The following is a 23,748-nucleotide window of genomic DNA, read 5'->3' as shown; positions in this document are numbered from 1 at the left end:
TAGCACAGAATAAGTAATATGCTAACATTGATTTATCGGACAAGGTTGTGCTGCCGCACGTCAATATATTGGTCAGGCTGTATCCCGACCCTAAAACATTGGCGGTACTCACCTTGGGTTCGATGCGTCCGCCTCGTTTATAGGGCGGGACTTAGCCGACATTTAAGTTAAAAAATCCCCCATCTTGAGGCTCAAGGTGGGGGACTATTAGCATTATCCATCCACTGCATACAAATCTCTTTCTTTTCCCAGGGCAAAACTCAAAGAAGTTTTCCAACTTTTATTAGATTGACTCATAAATAAAATAATAGCGATCACGGCTAAACTACTACTTAAAGTAAAGATAGTGGGATAACTGAGAAAACTGCCTAAAGACCCAATTACAGGGCCGGCGATCGCAATTCCCACATCAAACCCGCTCAGACAAACCGAGTAAACCCGACCCCTTTCTTGAGAGAAAGACCGATCTGAGATTAAAGCAATAATCATCGGAATTAAAATTCCCCCTCCCATTCCTTCAAAAATGGCCGCTAACAGTAAACCTTCTGGCCCCTTCGCTTGAGTTAAGAAAAGCATGGACAAAAAATAACAAAATAAACTGCCTGTAATAAATAAACCCCTACCATAGCGATCAGACGCTTGTCCAGATAAAATGCGAGCCGAAAAACTGGCGATCGCTGCCACAGTGTAGAATAAACCAGCACTTAACCCTAAATTCGTCTCTCGTAAAAACAGAGGTAAAAAAGTGACCAAAATACCAAATAAGAGGCCAATAAGTAATAAAATCAACGCAGGAATCATCAGCGAACGACTGGCTAAAAGTTCCCTGAAACTGCGCTGCGATCGCACTGATAGGGATACCTCTTGGTGAGCTTCGTGATAACGAGGGGTTTCTGGAATCCAACCCACTAATAATAAGCCGAAAAACCCAAAACTCGCAGAAGTAAGGAATAAGGGGCCATAGCCGTAAGATTCCTGTAAAAATCCGCCTAAAGCAGGGCCAATACCCATACCAATCGGTGCCACTAAACTCATATAACCAATGAGTTCCCCCCGATATTTGGCTGGAGATAAATCTACCACCAACGCACTATAACCCGTCGTAAAAGCAGCAATGCTAATCCCATGAACAGCACGAACCGCAATTAAGGGAAAAACCGACGGAATCAGCCAATAACCAAAGGGAGCAATACCAGCAACAAAGATCCCAATGTAGAGGACAATTTTGCGACTGTGGGTATCTGCTAAATGTCCTAACCAAGTCCGAGAGCATAATAACCCAATGGCAAAACTTCCCATCACTAAGCCGATCTGCGCCTTTGTGCCACCGAGATCAGCAAGATAGGTGGGTAAAGTTGGTAGCAGAGTCGTGAGGCTGATCCAAAAGAAACAACCTGTCCCTAGTAACAACAATAGACTACGCTGTTGTTTAGGATTGAGACGTTGAAACGTTGTCAAAATGCTCACAGGCCATATTTTGCTCTTTACTATTCTTAATATAGAAAATTGTAAGCAGAATTGCCCTTAAGTTGCTGTGCGGAGACGATAAGCGATCGCTAATAATTTCCCTAAATAAGCGAGACAGTCTATTTCCCAAGGTTCCCAGAGATAAGAAGACTGACAATGATGTATCCAGACAAGGAGCCAAAGGTTTTCTTTCACCAAAATAGGCATCATAGTCACGGTTTGAATCATTAATTGCTTAAAAGGGGCGATCGCTTCAGGGGATAATTCAGTGTCTCCAGAAAAATCAAGGTTGACAATTTTTCCCTGTTGATAGGTATTCTGATGAGTTTCCCACAGAGTCATTTTTTCCCATGATAAAGTTTTAACGGAAGGATAACCGGGACGCATTGTCTCTGCTAAAAGTATTCCATCATTTTGATACATTCCCACCCGTTCCGCATTAACCAAGCTTTGAAGTTGATTGATGACATCTTTCAATAAGGTTTTCATTGAAATAGGTTGTTCCCCTTGAGAAACCAGGTAATTCTCAAGAACTTGCCATTTTTGTCGTTTTTCTAAGCGAGATTTGAGAGAATTTAACTGCTTAAGAGCTTGACTGGTTTGTAAGAGACGAGATACCCGTTGAGATAAGACTGACCAAGAGATCGGTTTTGTTATGTAGTCCGTTGCTCCCACGGCAAAGGCTTGATCAATGGATTCTTGATCATCGAGGGCCGTAATCATCAGGATCGGCAAGTCAACATTGTTATCAAGGGAGCGAAGACGCTGACAACAAGTGAACCCATCCATTTCTGGCATAATTGCATCTAATAACACCATATCCACTTGTCGGCGGTCGTATTCATCTAAACATTGTTGACCATTTTTAGCTTCAATGACTCGATAGCCCTCTTCTTCCATGGCTACCCTCAATAAACTCCGCATGGCGCGATCATCATCAACAACGAGAATTAAGGGGACTTCTGGAGGAAGAGAGAGACTATTCACAACTAAATGATGGGTGATAACTGTTGACATCCTCCCTCGCCTTAAAACGGCGGGGTTTCAAACCCAATTTTCTGATAATTGAGGATGGTTGCTTAGTTCTTTTTGTAGAGCATGGCAAACTCGATCATACTCTATTTTGAGCATCGGTATTTTTTCCGTCGCGCCTAAGAGGGTTCCTTGACGTGCAATTGTTTCTATTTCTTGGCACATACAAGACAGATTCATTGCCCCTACATTGGCACTAGCCGAGCGAAACCCATGGGCAGCCTGACGGACTGCTTGCACATCTTCTTGAGCGATCGCCGTTGTAATTGCTGAGAGGCGTAGGGGCCCATCCTCAAGATAGCTCATGATCAAATCATTAATGACATCCTTGGCTCGTTTTCCTGCCATTTTCCCTAATCGATCAAGAACTTGAGGATCAAGGGCTGGTTTGTCTAAGACGGGTTGACATTGACCTAAAGCCCTTTGTAATTCTTCGATGCGGATAGGTTTGGCAATATAATCATCCATTCCCGCGGCTAAACATTTTTCCCGATCGCCGCGCATCGATTCAGCCGTCATGGCGATAATACGGGGCTGTTTTTCCGGAGCTATCATTTCCCGAATCTTCTGTGTGGCCGTCAATCCATCCATTTCTGGCATTCGGACATCCATTAAAATCACATCATAATACCGACGATCTAAGGCTTCTAACACTTCTGCCCCATCACTGACCATATCTGCCCAATAACCGAGTTTTTCTAACAATAAGCGGATGACTCCTTGATTGACTACGACATCTTCCGCCACCAGAATTCGCAACGGTAAGCTTTCTGCCAGTAATTTTTCTTTTGACTCTTCTTTGACCGATTTAGTCATTTTAATGGGTTTTCTAGCAAAAATCTGCATCAAACTATAATAAAGTTGGGATTGTTTGATGGGTTTAATCAGAACAGCGGCAAATTCCTCACTATCACTCTGGGAAGCCATTTCCTGACGAGTAATTGAACTGAGCATGACCAGGGGCAATGCTCGGCAGTTGGGTTGTTGGCGAATTTGACGGGCTAATTCTAGTCCATCCATCTGAGGCATATTCATGTCCAAAATTGCCACGTCAAAGGTAATACCACGTTTTAACCATTCCAGAGCTTTTTCCCCAGAATCAACCGCACAGGTAAACATTCCCCAGGACTGTGCTTGTAGGGTGAGAATTTTCTGATTGGTCAGATTATCATCGATAATTAGCATTCGTTTGCCCATTAATTCCCGTTCCCCTTCATGGGAAGTCACAGGGGAGGAACTGGGTGCTGGTTCGGCTTGCAGGGTGAAGTAAAATGTCGAGCCTTTGCCTTCTGTGCTGTGAACCCACATTTTCCCCCCCATCAGTTCACTTAAGCGTTTACTGATCACTAATCCTAAACCTGTACCGCCATATTTACGGGTTGTGGAGGCATCTACTTGACTAAAGGGTTGGAAAAGGCGATGACAACGCTCAGGGGGAATGCCAATGCCTGTATCTTTGACGGCAAATCGTACTTCGTAGGAGGTAGGAGACTCACTTTCTTCTTGGGTTAAAGGTGTTGCATTAACATAGATCACCACTTCCCCTGTTTCGGTAAATTTGATGGCATTACCCACAAGGTTGGCTAAAATTTGCCGTAATCTGGTGCTGTCTCCTGTAATAGCCCTGGGGGTTTTGGGTTCGATTAGATAGGCTAATTCTAAGTTTTTTTCTGAGGCCTGAGAAATAAATAAACGTAAAACGTCTTCAATGCAAGGGCCTAGTTCAAAAGGTTGTTCTTCTAATTCCAGTTTTTGAGCCTCGATTTTAGAAAAATCTAAAATATTATTAATCATAGTCAGTAAGTTTTCCCCACTGTTGCGGATAATACTGACAAATTCTTGTTGTTGATCGTTTAATTGAGTATCCAGTAATAATCCTGTCATCCCTGTGACAGCATTTAAGGGTGTACGAATTTCATGGCCAATCATGGCTAAAAACTCATTTTTTGCTTGATTAATTTCTTCAATGGCTTTTTCCGTGGCTTTTTGTTCAGCAATTTTAGTTTGTAGGGCTTGAAGGGTTTCAAGATTTCCTCCTAAACTACTAATTAAGACTTCTAGTTGATGTAATTCATCCCCTTGATTTAAGGAAGCGCGCTCTTCTTCGGGTAGCAATAATTGGGTTTTTCTTACTAAGTTACCGAGGGGAATCTGGACTTCCCGTCTAAACATAGCGATCATGATAAAAATTAAAACTCCACTGACAATCAAAGAAGCAATTAAAATTTTACTGGCTGATTGGAGATTATCTTGTTGAGTATCTTCTAAGGTGTAAGCAATCCGAATTTCTCCCACAGAAGTTCCCCCAACAATGAGCGGTTGGCGAATTTCTTGAATCTGAGGATTCTGCTCAATTTTTTCGATTAATTTCCCTAATTTCAGGGTCGTTTGAGAAGGCTTTCCTAAATTGGTTTGATTAGCTAAGGTTTGAACAACGGTGGGATTTTCTTGGTTAAAAAAGCTAGTAATGGTTTGCCCTTGAGCATTGACAATTATGCTATAAACTAAATCTGAGCCGACACTTGATTGCCTCATGAGCCGCTCAAGGAGCGAATCATTTAATTTAAGCTCAGATTCTTGAGAAATAATACGTAATTCTTTTCCTAAGTCTTCTACTCTTGCTTTCATCGTTTCTAATCTCTGATAATATCGCCAACGCACTTGGATCACACCAAAGAGTAACTGAGCTAACAGTAAACCTATACTGGTCAACCCTAAATATCTCAGGGTAATTTTATTGATTTTGAGATTACTCAGCATCATAGGCTTTATCTATAGAGATTGAGGATTCTTGGGAGATGGCAATGGGTTAGTTAAGGGTCTGATACATCAGGAGAATGACACTTTGAGGAAAGTTGTTGATAATTCTTTGCAAAAATTTATATTAATTATACTTTATCAAGTTTTTTCCCCTTTAGATTGACGGTTATCCAATTTTTGACATAAAGATTTTGTCAAGAGATTCGAGCAAAGACCCTTCCCCTAGCATCTGCGATCACGATTCAAACCGCCATAATTTTAATCACTCGTAACCAATGAGGAGATCAGATGTTAGAGGTGATATTAATCACGCCAAATTAACCATTCCTAGATACAAACAGTTAAGTTTATTCTAGGGGAATCCCCACCCTAAAACGGGCAGGGAGGATGTCAAAGTATGTCAAGATAACTCCATGTCCATTTTGTCCATTTTATTGTTTTCTCTATCTTGAACATGACACGGAGATCTCTACGCTCTTCTTCAGAAGGAATTATAGAAGCGAAGCAGGCCTTAGCCGCTAAAGGCTGGACTCAAGAATACCTCGCGGGAGAAGTTGGTTTGTCCAGTCGCCAATCGATTTGGAAATTTCTCACCGGTCGTCCCGTTGAGCGTCATGTCTTTAAAGAACTCTGTTTCAAACTCGCTCTTAATTGGGAAGACATTGCTGATCTTCCTGATGAGTCTCGTGTTTCTCGTCCATTGAGAGTTGTTGAGGACAATTTAGATCTCGAAGAATTAACCCTGCGAATGCGCTCTCAAGTACGAGAGTCTATTGATACTCAGTGTAATACTCTACAATCATCTTTTGAGCTAACCCAACCCCCACTGCAAAGGGTTTATACCACAGTTAATTTTTATCTTCAACCCAGTTACCAGCGTTGGTTAGAAGTTTCTGATTTAGAACAATCTTTGGCTCCCAGTGAGGGATTTCACTTATCTCCCATTCAGTATGATTCAGTCGTTGATTTGGAGTTGGTCGCTCAACGGGAGAAGTTGGTCATTTTGGGTAAACCAGGGGCAGGTAAAACCACGTTTTTACAGTATCTAGCACTGCAATGTAATCAGGGTAAGTATCGACGGGACTTAATTCCTTGTTTTATTGAACTCAGAAGTGTCTGGGATCAAGGGGATGGGGAACCGATTAATTTCCTGGCTTATTTTGTTACCTGTGGGAAAAGTTATGGATTCTCGAACCAACAAACCTTAACCTTATTGCAGGAAGGCAAATTCCTCTGTCTATTGGATGGTTTAGATGAAGTGCCGCAACTGATGCGAGAATCTCTCTGCAAAAATATTGAAACCTTTACGCAAGATTTTTATAAAAATCAGGTAATTATTACCTCTAGAAGTTCAGCGCAGCAGTTCCATTTCCGGGGATTTACTTATGTGGAAATGGCGGATTTTGATGCTCAACAGATTGATTGTTTTGTCCAGAAATGGTTTGGGGCCGTCATGGCTGATAAAACTGAAGCAAAAAATAAGGCACAACAATTTTTAGAACAATTAGAAAGACCAGAAAATAAGCCAATTCGAGAGTTGGCAATTACCCCCATTCTCCTGAATCTTTTGTGTTCTGTTTTTAAGGAAAGGGTAAGTTTTCCTCGTCAACGGACGAAACTGTATCAAGCAGGATTAGATATTCTTTTACAGCGTTGGGATCAAGCGAGAGGTATTGATCGAGATGGTTTTTATCATGATCTTTCTTTAGTACATAAACTTAAATTATTGTCTCAAATTGCAGCGATTACTTTTACAGAAAATCGTTATTTTTTTGAAAGTCGTGATATTCTGGGAATTATTGAAAATTATCTGACGGAAAATTTTAGCTTTAAGGAAGATTTAGAAAACCTTTGGTTGACAAGTGAAGCCGTTTTAAAATCCATTGAATTACAACATGGAATTTTAGTAGAAAGAGCTAAAGATATCTATTCTTTTTCTCATCTTACCTTTCAGGAATATTTGACGGCGCGAAAAATCATTGCGAATGATAATCAAAATTTAGAGGATGAATTAACTAAATTAGCGGATCAAATGTTAGATTTTCGTTGGCGAGAAGTAATTTTACTCATAATGAGTATGTTACCAAAAGCTGATGTAATGATAGAAAAAATGAAACAGTTTCTTGATAATTTGGTCAAACAAGATTTAGATTTGCAAACATTTTTAGAAAGTTTGAATCGCAAAGTTAAATCAATGAAAACATCTTACGATGAAGCAGCAGTGCGGGCTTTTTATTTTACCCTATTTCGTCATCGAGATTTAAACTTAGCGTTGTCCTTAGATTCTAACTTTGCAAAAAAAGAGCAATTAAACCCAGAAATTCTCTTAGATTCAACTCTAGCAAGAGCATTTATGGATAGTTTAAATTTATTAGATAATCCCAGTGCAAAAAACTTTTTAAATTTATGTTTTACCTTAGAATTAGAGCAAAAATTTCCACTTGAATCTGAATTCTTGACTGGATTTAAACAGCTAAAATTAAAGCTTCCTAACCCAGATGAAGGAAAAGAAGCCATAGTTAATTGGGTAAAAAATCAAGGTAAACAATGGGTTGAAATGTTTCGAGATATTCTGATTCAATATCGTCAAATTGGCTATGATTGGCAACTTAATCAACAACAAAAAGAACTATGGAATAGCTATTATGATGCTAATCTTTTTTTAGTTGAATGTCTTCAAGGAGATTGTCAAGTTAGCATCGAAGTCAAGAAAACAATTAAATCAACCCTTTTATTACCTTAAAAAAGGTAAGAGCGAACATTTGTTCGTTCTCACCAAATTATACTTCCTTTAACCCACCGCAGCAGGTTGGAGAGTCTTAAAGAAAAGTTGTCGAATTTGTTCGGCAATTTGAGGACTGGTTAAACCTAAATCAGCTTTTGACTGATCGGGTTTGGCATGATCAACTAGCTTATCAGGGATACCAAATCGTTTGATCCCAACAGTGACATTATGATCTAACAAAGCTTCCGCTACTGCAGACCCAAAGCCACCCATTAAACAGCCTTCTTCTAGAGTAACAACTTTGCCAATGCGTTGAGCGAGAGGCAGAATTAAGTCAATATCCAAGGGTTTGACAAAGCGGGCGTTGATTACCGTTGCTTCAATGCCGTGTTCCTTGAGAAGTTCTGCTACTTGTAGGGATTGATGTACCATTGTTCCATAACCAAGGAGTAACACATCATCACCGTTACGGAGAATTTCCCCTTTACCAATGGGCAAAGGTTCCCACCCTTCTTCCATCAACGGAACCCCAATACCGTTACCGCGAGGATAACGCATAGCAATGGGGCCATCTGTATAATCAATCCCTGTAACGATCATGCGCTGTAATTCCGCTTCATCTTTCGGGGCCATGATAGTCAGATTAGGAATACATCGCAGATAGGCAATGTCATATAAACCTTGGTGAGTTGGCCCGTCAGCCCCCACAATGCCCGCCCGATCTATACAGAAGAAAACAGGTAAGTTTTGAATGGCAACATCGTGCAACACTTGATCATAACCCCGTTGCAGGAAGGTAGAATAAATTGCAACTACGGGCCGCATTCCTTCACAGGCCAACCCTGCAGCCAAGGTGACGGCGTGTTGTTCAGCAATGCCCACATCAATATACTGTTTAGGCAGTTTGGCTTGAAGTTTATCTAACCCTGTCCCTGTGGCCATGGCTGCGGTGATCCCAATGATTTTGGGGTTATTCTCCGCGAGGGTGGTGAGGGTATGGGCAAAAACTTTGGAATAACTGGGGGGTTTGGGGGTGTTGGAGGGAATGGCTTTCCCTGTGGCTAAATTGAAAGGACTTTGAGCATGGTAGCCTACTTGATCTTTTTCGGCGAGTTCATAGCCTTTTCCTTTAACCGTGGCCACATGAACGAAAACGGGGCCAGGAATTTTATGGGCTTGTTTGAAGGTGGTGATTAATTCTTGTAAATTATGACCATCAATAGGGCCAAAATATTTAAAGCCTAATTCTTCGATCACAGCCCCCATTTTGGAGACGGCTAAGCGTTTCATTCCTTCTTTCACCCGTTCCATTTCAGGGGTAAAAGATTCCCCAAAGAAGGGTAGGTGTTTAAATTGTTCTTCCAGGTTATCCGAAAGAAACTGAACGGGATCGCTGAGACGAACTTTGTTGAGATAGCGAGAAATGGCCCCAACATTGGGAGAAATGGACATTTCGTTATCGTTGAGAACCACCATCAAATTTGTCTGGGGTAGATGGCCCGCATGGTTAATGGCTTCTAAGGCCATGCCTCCGGTTAAGGCCCCATCTCCAATGATGGATACAACTTTGAAATCTTCTCCTTTAGCATCTCTAGCCAAAGCCATTCCTAACCCTGCTGAAATGCTGGTAGAAGCGTGGCCGGCCCCAAAGTGATCAAACTTACTTTCACAGCGTTTTAGATAGCCTGCAATACCGTCTTTCTGCCGTAGGGTATGAAAACGGTGATAGCGTCCGGTTAGCATTTTGTGGGGATAGGCTTGATGCCCCACATCCCAGATGACCTTATCCCGATCTAAATCTAGGGTTTGATAGAGGGCGATGGTTAGTTCTACAACTCCTAACCCTGGGCCGAGATGACCCCCACTAGCTGCAATGGTCTGTAAATGCTTTTCTCGAATTTGACGGGCAATATCCTCTAGCTGTCGAAGGGATAAACCATGCAACTGGTTAGGATGCGTAATTTCACTGATCTGCATAATGGTTTGTTTTCTACCATCTTGATTCGATTGTTATATCACACTTTAATCGATTTCTTGGCCTTTAGTTCAGATTTTTATGATGAGTTGTTATCATTCAAGCTTTTAAATACTTTCCTAAAAGCTATTATTTTGTCAAGAGTATAAATACTTAAGTGTTTTTCTGAAATGACAGGAAATACTCTGAGATTATTCACTGTTAATTGATTATGATTTGCTTGGTTAAGTAACAAATAATAGAGGTGAATTACATAGTTTATACTGATCTGTTTTCAGAAAAGAGACCTTATAATGACTGTAAAGATAATTAACAATTAAAGCAACTTAACAATTGTTTGCTTGCTCTTGACAAACCCGTTATAAAATCTGACTCGACTCGGTTCGAGGAATCCTAATTAATTGTGAGAGGACAAATGAACTCTTTATCTGATGCCAATTTAGTAACAACATCTGAAAATCTGAGCAGCGAGACAATAATGACAAGCGATGGCTCAATTACTCCTCAACTTATACCCTCCATCCCGATCATTAATATCCCCGAATTTCAGTTAAATCCCAGTTTTAAAGATAGCCTGGGAAATGTCATTGATGGTCGTGGATTTTCTGTCGTTATCATAGATACAGGAATTGATCTAAACCATCCTTTTTTTGGGCCAGATTTGGATAAAAATGGGGTAGCAGATCGCATTGTTTATCAGTATGATTTTTCAGGAAGTAATGATAACGATGCGAGTGATAAGAATAATCATGGTAGTCATGTAGCCAGTATTGCTGCGTCAAGTGATGTCAATTATCCAGGTGTTGCTCCTGGGGCTAATATTATTGCTCTGAAGGTTTTTTCTGATAGTGGTAGTGGGGATTTTTTCGATGTTCAAGAAGCCCTGCAATGGGTCATTGCTAATACAGAAACTTACAATATTGCTAGTGTTAATATGTCCTTGAGCGATGGCTCTAATAATACGACAGCAATTACCCCAATTTTTACTCAGGGATTTTTTCAGATTAGTGATGAATTACAACAGTTAGCTGACAAAGATGTAATTGTGGTTTCTGCTGCGGGTAATAAAGGAGAAATTGGGGTTTCTTACCCCGCAGCTGATCCTAATTCCTTAGCTGTTTCTGCTGTTGATAATAACAAAGTAATTGCTTCTTTTTCCCAATATGATGTGACTTTAACCGATGTATTTGCTCCTGGTGTTAGTATTAAGGCAGCTAATCAAAGCGGGGGAACAACAACCTTATCAGGTACTAGCATGGCTGCTCCCTATGTTACCGGAGCGATCACTGTAGCACAACAGTTAGCAACCCAAGAATTAGGGAGAAGATTAACGTTAGATGAAATTAGAGACTTACTAACTAAAGGAAATGATATTGCTAATAAACCTGAGTATGAAGGGAAATTATTAGATTTAGTTGAATTAGGGGAGGCAATTTTAGATATGGCTCCCTATGATCCTACCACCCATATTGGGGTTAATGTCAATGGTAACTCTGAATTTTTCAGGGTAAGAACTTATGGAAAAACCGAAGATAGTTTAAATTCTAATACTATTATTAGCGATAATAGTAATGTATTAACAATTACAGGTAATGGTTGGAAACGTATTCCTATTAATTATAATATTACGGCTAACACAATTTTAGAATTTGATTTTGAGAGTACACAAAAAGGGGAAATTCATGCTATTGGGTTTGACACAGATAATGTAATTACTGCTAATACCACTTTTAAACTTTTTGGAACGCAAGATTGGGTAGGAAATATTACAAATTTTGAAGATTACACAACAGGTATTAAACATTATCAAATTCGGGTAGGGGACTTTTTTACAGGTGAGTATGACTATCTAACTTTTGTCAATGATTATGATGTAACCAATCCCAATGCCGTCAGTATTTTTAAAAATATTCAACTCTATGAGTTTGTGGAAACTCCACCAATTATTCCTGCTTCTAAGCTCAATATTATTAAGGGAAATACCACTCAATCATTTGACATTGAATCCTATGGAGGAGATAAACAAGATTTAAGCCCAACTGTTACCCTTAGTAATGATGGAAATCAGTTACAAGTTGTAGGAAATGGTTGGAAAAAAGTAGCTCTGAATTACAATATTACGGCTAATACTGTTTTAGAATTTGACTTTGAGAGTACCGCACAAGGAGAAATACATGGTATTGGGTTTGACAACGATAATAATATTGACGGAGTTATTAAGGGGGTGACGCAAAATGATGGCCCCCAATTGTTTCAAGTCTATGGTACTCAGAATTGGGGGAGAAAATTTGATACTTATACTGGAGGAATCAAACACTATAAAATCAATGTGGGAGATTTTTTCACTGGTAATTTTAACTATTTAACTTTTGCCAATGATCATGATGTAACTAATCCTAATGCTCTCAGTAAATTTAGTAATATTAAGCTCTCTGAATTGCCTCTGAATTCTCAACCTTTACCTGGTTCTAAACTCAATATTATTAAGGGAAATACCACTCAATCATTAGAGATTGAATCCTATGGAGGAGAGCAACAAGATTTAAACCCAACTGTTACCCTTAGTAATGATGGAAATCAGTTACAAGTTGTAGGAAATGGCTGGAAAAAAGTAGCTCTGAATTACAATGTTACGGCCAATACTGTTTTAGAATTTGACTTTGAAAGTACAGCACAAGGGGAAATACATGGCATTGGATTTGACAACGATAATAATATTGACGGAGTTATTAAGGGGGTGACGCAAAATGATGGCCCCCAATTGTTTCAAGTCTATGGTACTCAGAATTGGGGGAGAAAATTTGATATTTATACTGGAGGAATCAAACATTATAAAATCAATGTGGGAGATTTTTTCACTGGTAATTTTAACTATCTAACTTTTGCTAATGATCATGATGTAACCAGTCCCAATGCTCTCAGTAAATTTAGTAATATTAAACTCTCTGAATCATCTCCTATGACTCAACAGGTAGGTGATACTTTACTCAAGAATTCAGAAGTTATGGTCGGATTAAATAGCAATAATATAGATTATTTGATTGCCACTGAAAAAGTAGATAACTTTAGTTTAGGAAATAGTATTTCTTCGTTATATAATAAGCAAGGAGATGATGATTATGCTGTGATTCAAGGGTTTGATGTTACCCAGGATATCATCAATTTATATGGTCAAGAAAGTGATTACTTATTTTCTTCTTCTTCTGGTAGTTTACCCAAGGGAACAGCTATTTTCTTGAAAACAAATCAGGGTAATGAACTTATTGGTATTGTTGAAAATGTTACTGATTTAACAGTTAAAAGTTATCATAATAATTTTAATTTTACCTCATAATAAAATCTCATTACTTTACCATTTTAGTGATTGTTATTTTTTCCGGTAAACATTAAAAACAATACATTTATCATCAAAAGTGATCATAGCTTCGACTCCGCTTGTAGGGTGGGCAATGCCCACCTCATCTATCATTTTGATTGCATACAGACTGAAGCCTGATACTATAAAAACCAAGTCTCCCTTCGGAGACTAAATTAAACCCCCGTAGGCGGTTTTTGTCTGTATAGCTTAAGCCTTAAGGGTTTGAGCCTATATTTTTTAATAGTTTTACATAGCAGATGCGGTAGAGCCGTAATTCCTTAAACAGTTATTGAATTTCGACTTCGCTCAATTGCCCCATAGTCAAAATACAGTACAAGTCTTGTTTGTGACAGCCTAGAAGACTGTGTTACTATAGGTTCTTATATTTTAGGAAACCTCTTGACTCCACATTAAGGTTGTTAAGTCCAACACATAAGTATTAATATTATCTAAATATTCTGATTTATCATTAACTAATGTCCATATTTCACCCCCTTTAATCTGAATTTTATCAGGATTTTGATAAAAAGCTTGATGGCTATGTATCCATCCTGGTTTATCTCCGAAGGTTTCTATTTTTTCCATTTTAAATGTATCACAACTGAGTCGATAAACGGGAGTTTCGTTAACAATTCTTTCCCCCATATATCCTAAACTACCAATGATGTATATGAAGTCTTTAACTAAAGTAGAAGAATGAAAATCTGTGGGGGGAAAAACATATTTTGGATATCCATAAATTGTAAAATTTCCTTTTCCATCATAGACAACAACATCATTGTAAATACAAAAATCTGGGTCATAATAATCTTCATGTTCGCCCGCAATTTCGATAATTCTACCATCAGGTAATTGAGTAATACTTTGACCAAATCTGTCATAAGACCAAACAGGTTTATCCCAATTATCTGTATCATCAAACATTGCTTTAGGATAATATCCAGACACTCGACTACGGATCATTGCTTTCCAAAATTCTATGTCCATAATTTCTGGATTTTTTGTGCCAAAATTTCTGGTTTTTGCCTTTAAATATTCTTCTTTCTCTACCTGTATATCTTCTTGTTTAACTTTGGTTAATAAAGGTCGCATATCTCGCTCAATTTCGTTTAAATCATTACCTTCTTCTAATAAGAATTCAATAATTTCAAGATTAGATGCGTGATTAATTGCTTTAGAATTACAATGATCAAGTTTGTGGATATTTGCACCTGCTTTTAGAAGAATTTTAATATAGTCAGTTACTCCATATTGCCCTGCTATCATTAATGGAGTTGTTTTAAAATCATCTGTTTCTTCAATATCAAATCCTTCTTCAATTAACCATTGAAATATGTCAAAATGATTACTTTCAATGGGGTAAAATAGGGAAGGTTTTCCGCAACGACCTTTTACATTGCGATTTGCTCCTGATGCTAACAATAATCTAGCAATGTCTAAATTTCCTGCTTGTAAACTTAATAAAAATGGGGTTCTACTCCAATAATCTCTTGCTTCGAGATCTTCTCCTTCATCAATTAATTTTTGAACATCTTTGACTCCTCCAAAGACAATAGTATACATGATTTTTGTCCATGCTAGTTGTTGAGAATCTGCCCCATGAGTTAACAATAAATCAACGACATCAAATCTTCCTACTCTTGACGCTACTCTTAATGCTGACTCTCCATAACTGGTAATATTATTGACAGATACTCCTTTTTCAATGAGAAAATTCAACATAGTTATTAAATTAGGGTTCTTTATAATATTTCCACAAAACATTGCATCAAGAATGATATTATAACCTTCAGGTCTTTGATAATTAATATTAGCCCCTCTCTCAATTAAAAATTTAACAAGATCAAGGTTTCCTGTTTGTACAGCTAACCCCAAGACGGTACTATCTACTTCAGTTTCAACTGCATTAACATCCGCACCATTTTCTACTAAAAATTTAACCATATCAAGGCTTAAATTATCCCTGAGAATGGCACACATTAAAGGGGTATACTTATAATAAGATAATTGATCAGTTATATTTATATCAATTCCCGTTGCTAGTTCATCCGTAACTCCTTGAATATTTCCCTGTTTTGCATAAGTATGAATTTTCATGTTGCTCACCAATATGATACAATTAATTAAATTGAGCGATGATTTTTATAAAAACCAAATTTTCGGGTCAAAAATATGGGTATAGATCTAAAAAGTGTGGGGATGTTAAGTAGTTATCCAGGATTACAAGATAGACATGATTGGTTATGGAAGCAAACCCCTCACCCTTTTGGTCTTTGGAATAACATACAAATGTTAGCAAATGATCCTAAACCGGATTATTTATTATTATATCAGTTTGATTTTCCCTTGCCTCCTCCCCCTCAACCTTGGTGGAAAAATTGGCGAAGCAAATCTAATTCTTCCCCCCTTGATATTCCTGCCTTATTACGAGATGTTCCTAAAGAAAAGATTATTTATTTATTAAGAGAACCTCCCCTAGAAGAAGTTGTTGAAAGAAACTGTGCCAACTATAATGATGCTAGTCGTTATTGTGGTTATGTATCTGGACCAGATAATTTTGCCCCTCATCCTGATTATATGCCCGCAATCTGGTATGTTGGGAATGAATTTGAAGAATTAGATAAAGGGGAAATTCCCCAAAAAGTTAAACAATGTTGTTGGATAACATCAGGAATTGATCGTACTGAAAATCATCGTCGTCGTTTAGCTTTTTTGAAGTTATTACGGGATAATGAATTTGAGTTTGATCTCTATGGGAGAAGATTACCCCAATGGACACAAAGCAAAGGAAGTTTAGATAATAAATGGCATGGCATGGCCCCTTATTATTATAATTTATCCATCGAAAATTATGCCGATAATGAATGGTATGTTAGCGAAAAATTGTGGGATGCTTTATTATGTTGGTGTTTACCAATTTATTATGGAGGAAGTGCTGCCGATCGCTTGTTACCCCCTGGTAGTTTTTTAAGGTTGCCGAGTCTAGATGAGAAAGGAATGGCCTATGTTAAAGAAGTTACCGCAAATTTGGATGCTTGGCATGAAGCAAAAGAGGCGATCGCAGAAGCAAGACAAATTATCTTACATAAACTCAATTTGATGGCATGGCTTTCTGATTTTGTGGGAAAATTTTCGTAAATAAATTGATAATTTAATCATGGATGGAATTTGTACCTTAGCGAATGATCGAGTTTATGATCAAGTCATTGCCTTACTCAATAGTATTGAAATTATTTTAGGCAAAGAAACCCCCGTTTGTATCTACCCCTATGATGATAATACGGAAAAAATAGCTGCCGCAATTGTTAATCGTCCCCAGGTACAATTGTATAATGATAAAGTGTCTATGGAGCGATGGGATAACTTTGCTAAAATGGCTTGGGATACCCATCCGACGGCCCGCGAACAATGGCAAAAAGCAGGAAGTCAAGGATATCATCGCTTTGGAACCCATCGTCGTTATTGTGCATTTGATGGCCCCTTTGATCGCTTTATCTATATGGATGCAGACACCTTATTAATGGGGCCAGTTGATAAGATTTTTGATAAATTAAATGACTATGATTGTATAGTTTATGATTTTCAACATAAAGATATTACCCATGTTTATAATGAATCATCAGAGCAGTTAACTCAAGTTTTTTCAGAAGAAAAAATAAAAACAGAAATTTTTTGTTCTGGGTTCTATGGTTCAAAAAAAGACTTATTTGATGAAAAGCAACGTCAAAAATTAATTGAATCTTTGAAAACAGGGGAAGCAGAAATCCTTTATCCCATGGCTCCCGATCAAACTCTTATTAATTATATGATGATGCGATCAGGTTCTTCAATTTATAATTTAGCCTTGAATTTACCCCAGGACAAAAAAACAGGGTGTTGTGTGACTTCTCCCCATTTTGAAAGTCGGGATAATCTATTATATGATCGGGACAAGCGTTTAACTTACATTCATTATATTGGGATGTCTTCGCAAATTTTCAAAGAATTATGCGAAGGAAAAAATATTACATTTCCCTATCGAGACATTTTCTTGTATTATCGTTATTATCATGAACCTGAAAATCAACCTCAGTTTACAACTAAACCTAAACCCTATAATCAACAACCCAACTTAAATCAGCGCGTCCTTAAAAAATTAGGCTTAAAATAATCGAGGAAAAATCATGACCCGTGGCATTTACATCACCGCAAATGATAAAGTAATTGAACAAGCGATCGCCTTACTAAAAAGTATTCGATTCCACGATCAAGAAACTCCCATTGTTTTAATTCCTTATGATGATAAGCATCAAATAATTGCCCAAAAATTAGAGCAAGACTTTGGGGTAAAATTGTATCCTGATTTAGAATTTATTGAAAGATTATCTCAAAAACTTCATAATATTTTCGGTAAAGATTTTTTTGCGCGTCCCAATCAATTTCGTAAACAAGCTTGTTGGTTTGGCGAATTTGATGAATTTTTATATATTGATACGGATATTGTTGTTTTCAAAAAAATTGTTGATGATTTAGATTATTTTACAGATTATGATTTTATTTGTTATGATTATCAACATAAAGCAGGAATTAGAAATGTATTTTCTCAAAAAATTGTTGAAGATAATGTCTTTAGTGAAAATCAACTGAAGGATATGTTTAATGGTGGTTTTTGGGCATCGAAAAAAGCTTTAATTTCTGAGGAAAAAATCTATGAAACCTTTGCCGAATGTGCTGCCCATATTGACTATTTTGATTTTACCTACAAAACCTCTGATCAACCCATCATTAACTATATGATCCTCAAAAATATTGAGCGTCGTTTTAATTTAGCTCATCAACCTCAAATTAATCCAGGAAACTGGGCTAGAAGTAGTCATTTTCAACAAGAAGGTAACATATTAATCGATCCCAAAACCAATCAACCCCTTCATTATTTGCATTGGGCCGGAATTAAAATTGAACCAGGATGTCCCTATTGGGATATTTGGAAACATTATCGTTATTTAGGAGAAACACCTCCCCCCGACTCAGAATTATCTCCCCCCAAAAAAGGGGTACAATTTCAACTATTAAAGCGATTTAAGCAAATTTTAAAAGGAAATCGTTAATCATAAATTATCAATTATGTTACAAAAATTAACATAATATCTCAGTCGAGGGACAGCATAAACCTTCTTGAAAAAACCTCTGCAACCTTTTTCATAAGGGGGTTGTAAACAGATAAAATATTCATAAAGTCTAGATACTGAGCAATATCTTTGTAAGAATTCTTAATAAAAATTTGTACTGAATTAGTTTATTGTAGCCAATTAGGCGGTTTTTTAAGCGTTTGTAACAAGTCACCGATCCAATGTTCACTCAAGAAACAGGAAGTTATAGCATGAGCGTTAATTTAGCAACCATGTTACGAGAAGGGACGAAAAAGTCCCATACAATGGCAGAAAATGTCGGTTTTGTCAAGTGTTTTTTAAAAGGGGTTGTTGAAAAAAATTCTTATCGAACATTGGTGGCTAACCTCTACTTCGTTTATACAGCGATGGAAGAGGAAATGGAAAAACTACGCCACCATGACATCGTTTCTAAAATTTACTTTCCCCAATTACATCGCAAACAGTCCCTAGAGCAAGATTTATACTTCTACTATGGGGCAAACTGGCGCAATGAAGTCGCCCCTTCCTCAGCAGCACAAGCTTATGTTGCCCGCATTCGAGAAATTGCTAACACCCAACCCGAACTATTAGCGGCCCATTCTTACACCCGTTATTTAGGGGATTTATCAGGGGGACAAATTCTCAAGAAAATTGCTCAACGGGCGATGAATCTTGGGGAAAATGGCGGAACAGCTTTTTATGAATTTGAAACCATTTCTGATGAAAAAGCCTTTAAAAACGAATACCGCCAAGCCTTAAACGAATTACCCATTGATCAAGAAACGGCTGACAAAATTGTTGAAGAAGCAAATGCTGCCTTTGGCATGAACATGAAAATGTTTATGGAATTAGAAGGTAACTTAGTCAAAGCCATTGGTATCATGCTCTTTAATACCTTAACCCGTCGTCGTGCTAATGGTAGTACAGAATTAGCAACGGCTGAATAGGACAGCAGGTTAACTCAAATTAGCCTTATTTTTCAACTAATATAACAATCCTGGCAGCTTGGTTTTGGTTGTAGAAATCACTATCAAGTTATCAGGATTGTTAGCATTTGATAGGTAGTTTTTATAGGGAATTCTGAAAAAATCTGGCATAATGACGGTGACTGAGTTGATTAGATGATTTTAACCTGTGAAATTGCCATTTATGCCACCTTCCCAACCGCCGAATACCTCTACAGAAGAAAATAAATCTGGGTTAGGAACCTTTGGTGGAGTTTATACCCCTTCTATCCTCACCATCCTCGGCGTAATCATGTATTTGCGTTTTGGCTGGGTAGTGGGCAATGCGGGGTTAATTGGGACACTGTTAATTGTTGTCTTAGCCAACTCCATTACCTTTTTTACTGCCCTCTCCGTTTGTGCCATTGCCACTGATCGCGTCATCAGGGTCGGGGGGGCGTATTATATGATTAGCCGCTCTCTAGGCATCGAAACAGGGGGCGCAGTGGGCATTCCCCTCTATTTTGCCCAAGCCCTCTCCGTCGCTCTTTATACCATCGGTTTTGCGGAAAGTGTAGTGACTGCCTTTCCCCACTTAAGTCAATTGTATGTGGGATTAATTGTCACCGTGGCCGTAGGAATTTTGGCCTTAACGTCTGCTAGTATTGCCATTAAAACCCAATACGTGATCATGGCAGCGATCCTCCTCTCTTTATTCTCCTTTTATTTTGGTCATCCCGTTGAACCGACGCATATTGAACTGTGGGTGACGAATAAGGAGCCATTTTGGGCAGTTTTTGCGGTTTTTTTCCCGGCTGTCACGGGAATTATGGCCGGGGTCAATATGTCAGGAGATTTACGAGATCCCATTCGTTCTTTACCCATTGGCACCTTAGCAGCCGTGGGAACGGGTTTTCTAATTTATATCACCTTACCCATTTTCCTGGCCATGCGGGCCGATAGCAGTACCCTAATTGCAGAACCCTTGATTATGGAACAGATGGCCCTCTGGGGCCCTTCTATCTTATTAGGGGTTTGGGGAGCAACCCTCAGTAGTGCCATTGGCAGTATGTTAGGGGCCCCGCGCATTTTGCAAGCCTTGGCGAGAGATGGTATTTTACCCCAGTGGATGAGGTTTTTAGGGCAAGGTAGTGGCCCCGATGATGAACCCAGAATTGGTACTTTAGTTACCTTAGTAGTGGCGATCGCTGCTGTTTGTATTGGGGACTTAAATTTAATTGCCCCAGTCTTGACCATGTTTTTCCTCACCACTTATTTAGTGCTGAATATTTCGGCTGCGGTGGAAGGTTTCTTAAAAAGCCCTTCCTTTCGCCCTTCCTTTAAAGTTCATTGGGGCTTTTCCTTATTAGGGGCGATCGGCTGTTTAGGAGTCATGTTTCTCATTGATGCCGTTGCTACCCTGGTTGCAGGTATTGTGGTCATTGGGATCTATTTTTGGGTACGTCAGAGGGAATTATTCGTCACTTGGGGCGATGTGCGGCGCGGCATCTGGATGGCCTTGTTACGCATGGCAATTTTGCAGATTGATCACACTCAAGATACAAAAAACTGGCGGCCTCAAATTTTGGTACTGTCTGGGGCCCCAACTAAACGTTGGCCGCTGATACAATTAGCCCAAGCTTTAACCCATAATCGCGGCTTAATCACCGTATCAAGTGTTTTACCGACGGGATCACGGGATGTAGCGAAACAAGCGGTTTTAGAACAGAGAATTCACAGTTATCTACAACGTCGTGGCGTACAAGCGTTAGTCAGGTTAGTTACCGCACCTGATACCTTTGATGGGGCGGAAAGATTGGTAGAAACCTATGGTTTGGGGTCTATTGTTCCTAATACAATTTTATTGGGGGATTCTCAACAACTAAGCCACCGCGATCGCTATTGTCAAATGATCGCTAATCTTCATCAGGCCCAACGCAATGTGATTATTTTGCGAGAAAATCCTGATCTACCTGATAATCCTTGGGATGAATCCAAAAACCGCAGTTGTCGCATTGATGTTTGGTGGGGAGGTGGTATGCAAGGCAATGGCAGTTTGATGTTACTTCTCGCCTATTTATTGCGTTCTAATCCCCAGTGGCAACGAGGGGAAATTTATCTAAAATTGGTCGTAATGGATGAAAGTGCAGTCATCGAAGCCAAAAATAATTTGGATAAATTAGCCCAAGAATTACGGATTGGGGCATTGTCTGAGGTGATTTTGGCCGATGGACGCACCTTTGCCACCATTCTCAAACAATCTTCTGCGGGTGCAGATTTCATTTTTTTGGGAATGCCTACTCCGGGCCATCTTTTTATGCAAACCTATGAAAAGTTGCAACAATGGACAAAAAATTTACCGACAACGGTGTTCGTTTTGGCTGCATCAGGATCAGCTTTTGAGGAAGTTTTATAATAGATAGAGTAAGGGTCAATTCATGAATTGACCCTTCCAAAACACTCAATATCTAGAGGCGTTGCCTAAGTCCTTTTTTTATGAAGACTTACGGGAAAATTTACGACTTAAACCCCCCATTAAACCAACCATCATTAACCCTAAAATAGAAGCAGGTTCCGGGGTACTTACTGAATAAATAGACGTATTACCACTTTCTTCATTGGTTAACACTAACAAAGATTGACCTGTGGGACTATCTTCAGGGGAGATAAATAATACCCCTTCAGGACTAAGATCCCCTAATGCCGTGTCATTTTGGTATTTAACAAATAGAGGATTAGTCGGGTCGGTAATATCATAAACCATAAAGCCCCCAATGCGTTCTAAACCGATAAAACCATAGAGACGATTTCCAATTTGTCCTATTGCAACTCCTTCGGGTTCAGGCCCTTTATTATCACTGCGACTATCAAAACTATCGGGGGTTGCATCTCGGTTAGCATTAAAAATTGAGGGAAACAAAGAGGCGGTAATTTGTTCAAAATCATCCCCACTATCAAAGACTAAATTACCTTGATCATCCCAAATTGAAAATGAACGACCACCAAAGGCATAAAGCTGATCAAAATCTCCATCTCCATCAGTATCTCCCAGAGTATTGGTAATAGTAAGACGACCTAAATTGTCATTATCTTGTAATATGGCAGCATTAGGAAAAGCAGTGGGATCAAGGGTAATACTGTTAACTCTTACTTCTTCGTTAAAAATGTCACCTTCTCCATCATTCGGAGGAGGTAAAATATTATCACCTGTGGGACGAACACGGGCATCTCCTTCATTGGCGGTGATATAATAGGTTTGATTACCAACTTGAAAAGCACTAATGCCATCGGGTTGATACATCCCAAAAACCGGCCAATTTTGGATATTAATACGACCATTATTACCAGGGCCATCTCTATCACTAGCGTCTAAACCATTGCCTGGTAAACTGTGATCTTTAAAACCAAGTGCTACAATGTCAGTAATAGTCCCACTAGCAAGATCAAGAGTTGCAACAGCATTATTTTCTTGGAGAGTGATAAAAGCTTTTTGACCATCAGGAGAAAGTGCTATATACTCTGGTTCTAAATCTTGTTCTATACTGGCACCTGGGCCAAAAATACGCACATTAGGATCAAGATTTCCACTGTTGAAAGCACTAAAACCTGCAGTATTTACCGTTGCATTAAGCACTCCATTGGATAAATCAATAATACTAACTGATCCTACTGGATCAATGGTATAATCTTCATTGGGTTCTCCTTCATTAGCAACCAAAACTTTCAACCCATCTAGGGTAAAAGTTAACATATCTGGCAATGCCCCTACTGTAACACTATTAAGGGGATTTCCATTAACATTAAAAAAGGCAACTGTACCAGGATCAGTGATTATATTTGCTTGAACTGCTGCGGCCACAACACCATTTTTTACAGCAACACTATTGACACCCCCTCCAAAAAGGGAAAGATCAATTTCACCGAATTTTGTGGGATTTCTTGGATCACTAATACTGATAATATCTAAGCGATTATTCGCTCCATTAGTAACAAATAATCTTTGACTTGTTGGATCATAAGCTGCAATTTCTGAGCCTTGTGCTTGTCCCGTTTCAAAACTACCTAAACGGGTAAGATCTAAGGCGTTAACTGAAGTTCCAAAGGCTCCTAAAATCAAGGTAGCTGGAATAATACTTAAGGTAAACTGTTTAACAGGGTTGGGAACTAAAGACAATGGCATATTCGTTTTAATTTGATGATTTTTCACCTCTCTTTTTTAAGGCTAAAATATCTAAAACATAGGATTCTTAAGATTTATTTTTGGTTGTTATTTTCTTAACCTTTTCATAACTTAAGCTTCACTTAATCTTCTTTTTCGCTGATGACTACCTTAATAAAAAAACGGTGAGGACGCGCAT

General features: G+C 38.7%; 13 protein-coding genes. 7 read left to right on the top strand and 6 right to left on the bottom strand.

The window, feature by feature from the left end; genetic code table 11:
• Nucleotides 1-213: 213 nt before the first annotated feature.
• From VB715_RS12420 to VB715_RS12410, 3 genes are read right to left on the bottom strand one after another with little or no spacing between them, the layout of a single operon-like run.
• Nucleotides 214-1,467 carry an MFS transporter gene (locus VB715_RS12420; RefSeq protein WP_323301527.1) on the bottom strand — a complete coding sequence of 418 codons (1,254 nt, stop codon included), beginning with the start codon at nt 1,465-1,467 and terminating at the stop codon, nt 214-216.
• 57 nt (nt 1,468-1,524) lie between these two features.
• On the bottom strand, nt 1,525-2,484 hold the full coding sequence (locus VB715_RS12415; RefSeq protein ID WP_323301526.1) for a response regulator: 960 nt from the start codon (nt 2,482-2,484) through the stop codon (nt 1,525-1,527).
• Nucleotides 2,485-2,511: 27 nt separating this feature from the next.
• Nucleotides 2,512-5,262 carry a response regulator gene (locus VB715_RS12410; RefSeq protein WP_323301525.1) on the bottom strand — a complete coding sequence of 917 codons (2,751 nt, stop codon included), beginning with the start codon at nt 5,260-5,262 and terminating at the stop codon, nt 2,512-2,514.
• A 451-nt stretch (nt 5,263-5,713) separates the two neighbouring features.
• Here VB715_RS12410 and VB715_RS12405 point away from each other — a divergent pair, with 451 nt between their 5' ends.
• Nucleotides 5,714-8,002, top strand: coding sequence for an NACHT domain-containing NTPase (locus VB715_RS12405; RefSeq protein ID WP_323301524.1), 2,289 nt, complete (start codon nt 5,714-5,716; stop codon nt 8,000-8,002).
• A 48-nt stretch (nt 8,003-8,050) separates the two neighbouring features.
• Here VB715_RS12405 and dxs read toward each other — a convergent pair whose 3' ends face one another.
• The gene (dxs, locus tag VB715_RS12400) at nt 8,051-9,961 is read right to left on the bottom strand and encodes a 1-deoxy-D-xylulose-5-phosphate synthase (protein ID WP_323301523.1); all 1,911 of its coding nucleotides are present in this window, start codon (nt 9,959-9,961) and stop codon (nt 8,051-8,053) included.
• 413 nt (nt 9,962-10,374) lie between these two features.
• On the opposite strand from dxs, the gene VB715_RS12395 reads away from it, so the two are divergent.
• On the top strand, nt 10,375-13,293 hold the full coding sequence (locus VB715_RS12395) for a S8 family peptidase (RefSeq protein ID WP_323301522.1): 2,919 nt from the start codon (nt 10,375-10,377) through the stop codon (nt 13,291-13,293).
• Between the two features lie 411 nt (nt 13,294-13,704).
• Here the strand turns inward: VB715_RS12395 and VB715_RS12390 are convergent, their stop codons facing one another.
• Nucleotides 13,705-15,414 carry an ankyrin repeat domain-containing protein gene (locus tag VB715_RS12390; RefSeq protein ID WP_323301521.1) on the bottom strand — a complete coding sequence of 570 codons (1,710 nt, stop codon included), beginning with the start codon at nt 15,412-15,414 and terminating at the stop codon, nt 13,705-13,707.
• 75 nt (nt 15,415-15,489) lie between these two features.
• Between VB715_RS12390 and VB715_RS12385 the strand changes: the two genes are divergently transcribed.
• The 5 genes from VB715_RS12385 to VB715_RS12365 all read left to right on the top strand — a co-directional run bounded on the left by VB715_RS12385 (nt 15,490) and on the right by VB715_RS12365 (nt 21,806).
• A complete protein-coding gene (locus tag VB715_RS12385) occupies nt 15,490-16,455 on the top strand; it encodes a glycosyltransferase family 10 domain-containing protein (protein WP_416336932.1) in 966 nt (321 codons plus the stop codon).
• Nucleotides 16,456-16,474: 19 nt separating this feature from the next.
• Entirely contained in the window at nt 16,475-17,467 is a 993-nt protein-coding gene (locus VB715_RS12380) for an Npun_R2821/Npun_R2822 family protein (RefSeq protein ID WP_323301520.1), read from the top strand.
• A gap of 13 nt (nt 17,468-17,480) precedes the next feature.
• Entirely contained in the window at nt 17,481-18,404 is a 924-nt protein-coding gene (locus VB715_RS12375) for an Npun_R2821/Npun_R2822 family protein (protein WP_323301519.1), read from the top strand.
• 272 nt (nt 18,405-18,676) lie between these two features.
• Nucleotides 18,677-19,393, top strand: a complete 717-nt coding sequence (locus VB715_RS12370) for a heme oxygenase (biliverdin-producing) (protein WP_323301548.1) — start codon at nt 18,677-18,679, stop codon at nt 19,391-19,393.
• Nucleotides 19,394-19,595: 202 nt separating this feature from the next.
• Nucleotides 19,596-21,806, top strand: coding sequence for a Na-K-Cl cotransporter (locus tag VB715_RS12365; RefSeq protein ID WP_323301518.1), 2,211 nt, complete (start codon nt 19,596-19,598; stop codon nt 21,804-21,806).
• A gap of 78 nt (nt 21,807-21,884) precedes the next feature.
• Here VB715_RS12365 and VB715_RS12360 read toward each other — a convergent pair whose 3' ends face one another.
• A complete protein-coding gene (locus VB715_RS12360) occupies nt 21,885-23,570 on the bottom strand; it encodes a choice-of-anchor I family protein (RefSeq protein ID WP_323301517.1) in 1,686 nt (561 codons plus the stop codon).
• Nucleotides 23,571-23,748: the final 178 nt, after the last annotated feature.

This window comes from Crocosphaera sp. UHCC 0190 (assembly GCF_034932065.1).
Lineage (GTDB): Bacteria > Cyanobacteriota > Cyanobacteriia > Cyanobacteriales > Microcystaceae > UHCC-0190.
Note: the sequence above shows the minus strand (reverse complement) of the source record. Positions and strands in the feature narration are given on the sequence as shown.

Coding starts and splice junctions, on each gene's coding strand:
- VB715_RS12415 (WP_323301526.1), bottom strand. CDS start 2,484: ATGTCAACAGTTATCACCCATCATTTAGTTGTGAATAGTCTCTCTCTT.
- VB715_RS12395 (WP_323301522.1), top strand. CDS start 10,375: ATGAACTCTTTATCTGATGCCAATTTAGTAACAACATCTGAAAATCTG.
- VB715_RS12385 (WP_416336932.1), top strand. CDS start 15,490: ATGGGTATAGATCTAAAAAGTGTGGGGATGTTAAGTAGTTATCCAGGA.
- VB715_RS12370 (WP_323301548.1), top strand. CDS start 18,677: ATGAGCGTTAATTTAGCAACCATGTTACGAGAAGGGACGAAAAAGTCC.
- VB715_RS12375 (WP_323301519.1), top strand. CDS start 17,481: ATGACCCGTGGCATTTACATCACCGCAAATGATAAAGTAATTGAACAA.
- VB715_RS12390 (WP_323301521.1), bottom strand. CDS start 15,414: ATGAAAATTCATACTTATGCAAAACAGGGAAATATTCAAGGAGTTACG.
- VB715_RS12380 (WP_323301520.1), top strand. CDS start 16,475: ATGGATGGAATTTGTACCTTAGCGAATGATCGAGTTTATGATCAAGTC.
- dxs (WP_323301523.1), bottom strand. CDS start 9,961: ATGCAGATCAGTGAAATTACGCATCCTAACCAGTTGCATGGTTTATCC.
- VB715_RS12410 (WP_323301525.1), bottom strand. CDS start 5,262: ATGATGCTGAGTAATCTCAAAATCAATAAAATTACCCTGAGATATTTA.
- VB715_RS12360 (WP_323301517.1), bottom strand. CDS start 23,570: ATGCCATTGTCTTTAGTTCCCAACCCTGTTAAACAGTTTACCTTAAGT.
- VB715_RS12365 (WP_323301518.1), top strand. CDS start 19,596: ATGCCACCTTCCCAACCGCCGAATACCTCTACAGAAGAAAATAAATCT.
- VB715_RS12405 (WP_323301524.1), top strand. CDS start 5,714: ATGACACGGAGATCTCTACGCTCTTCTTCAGAAGGAATTATAGAAGCG.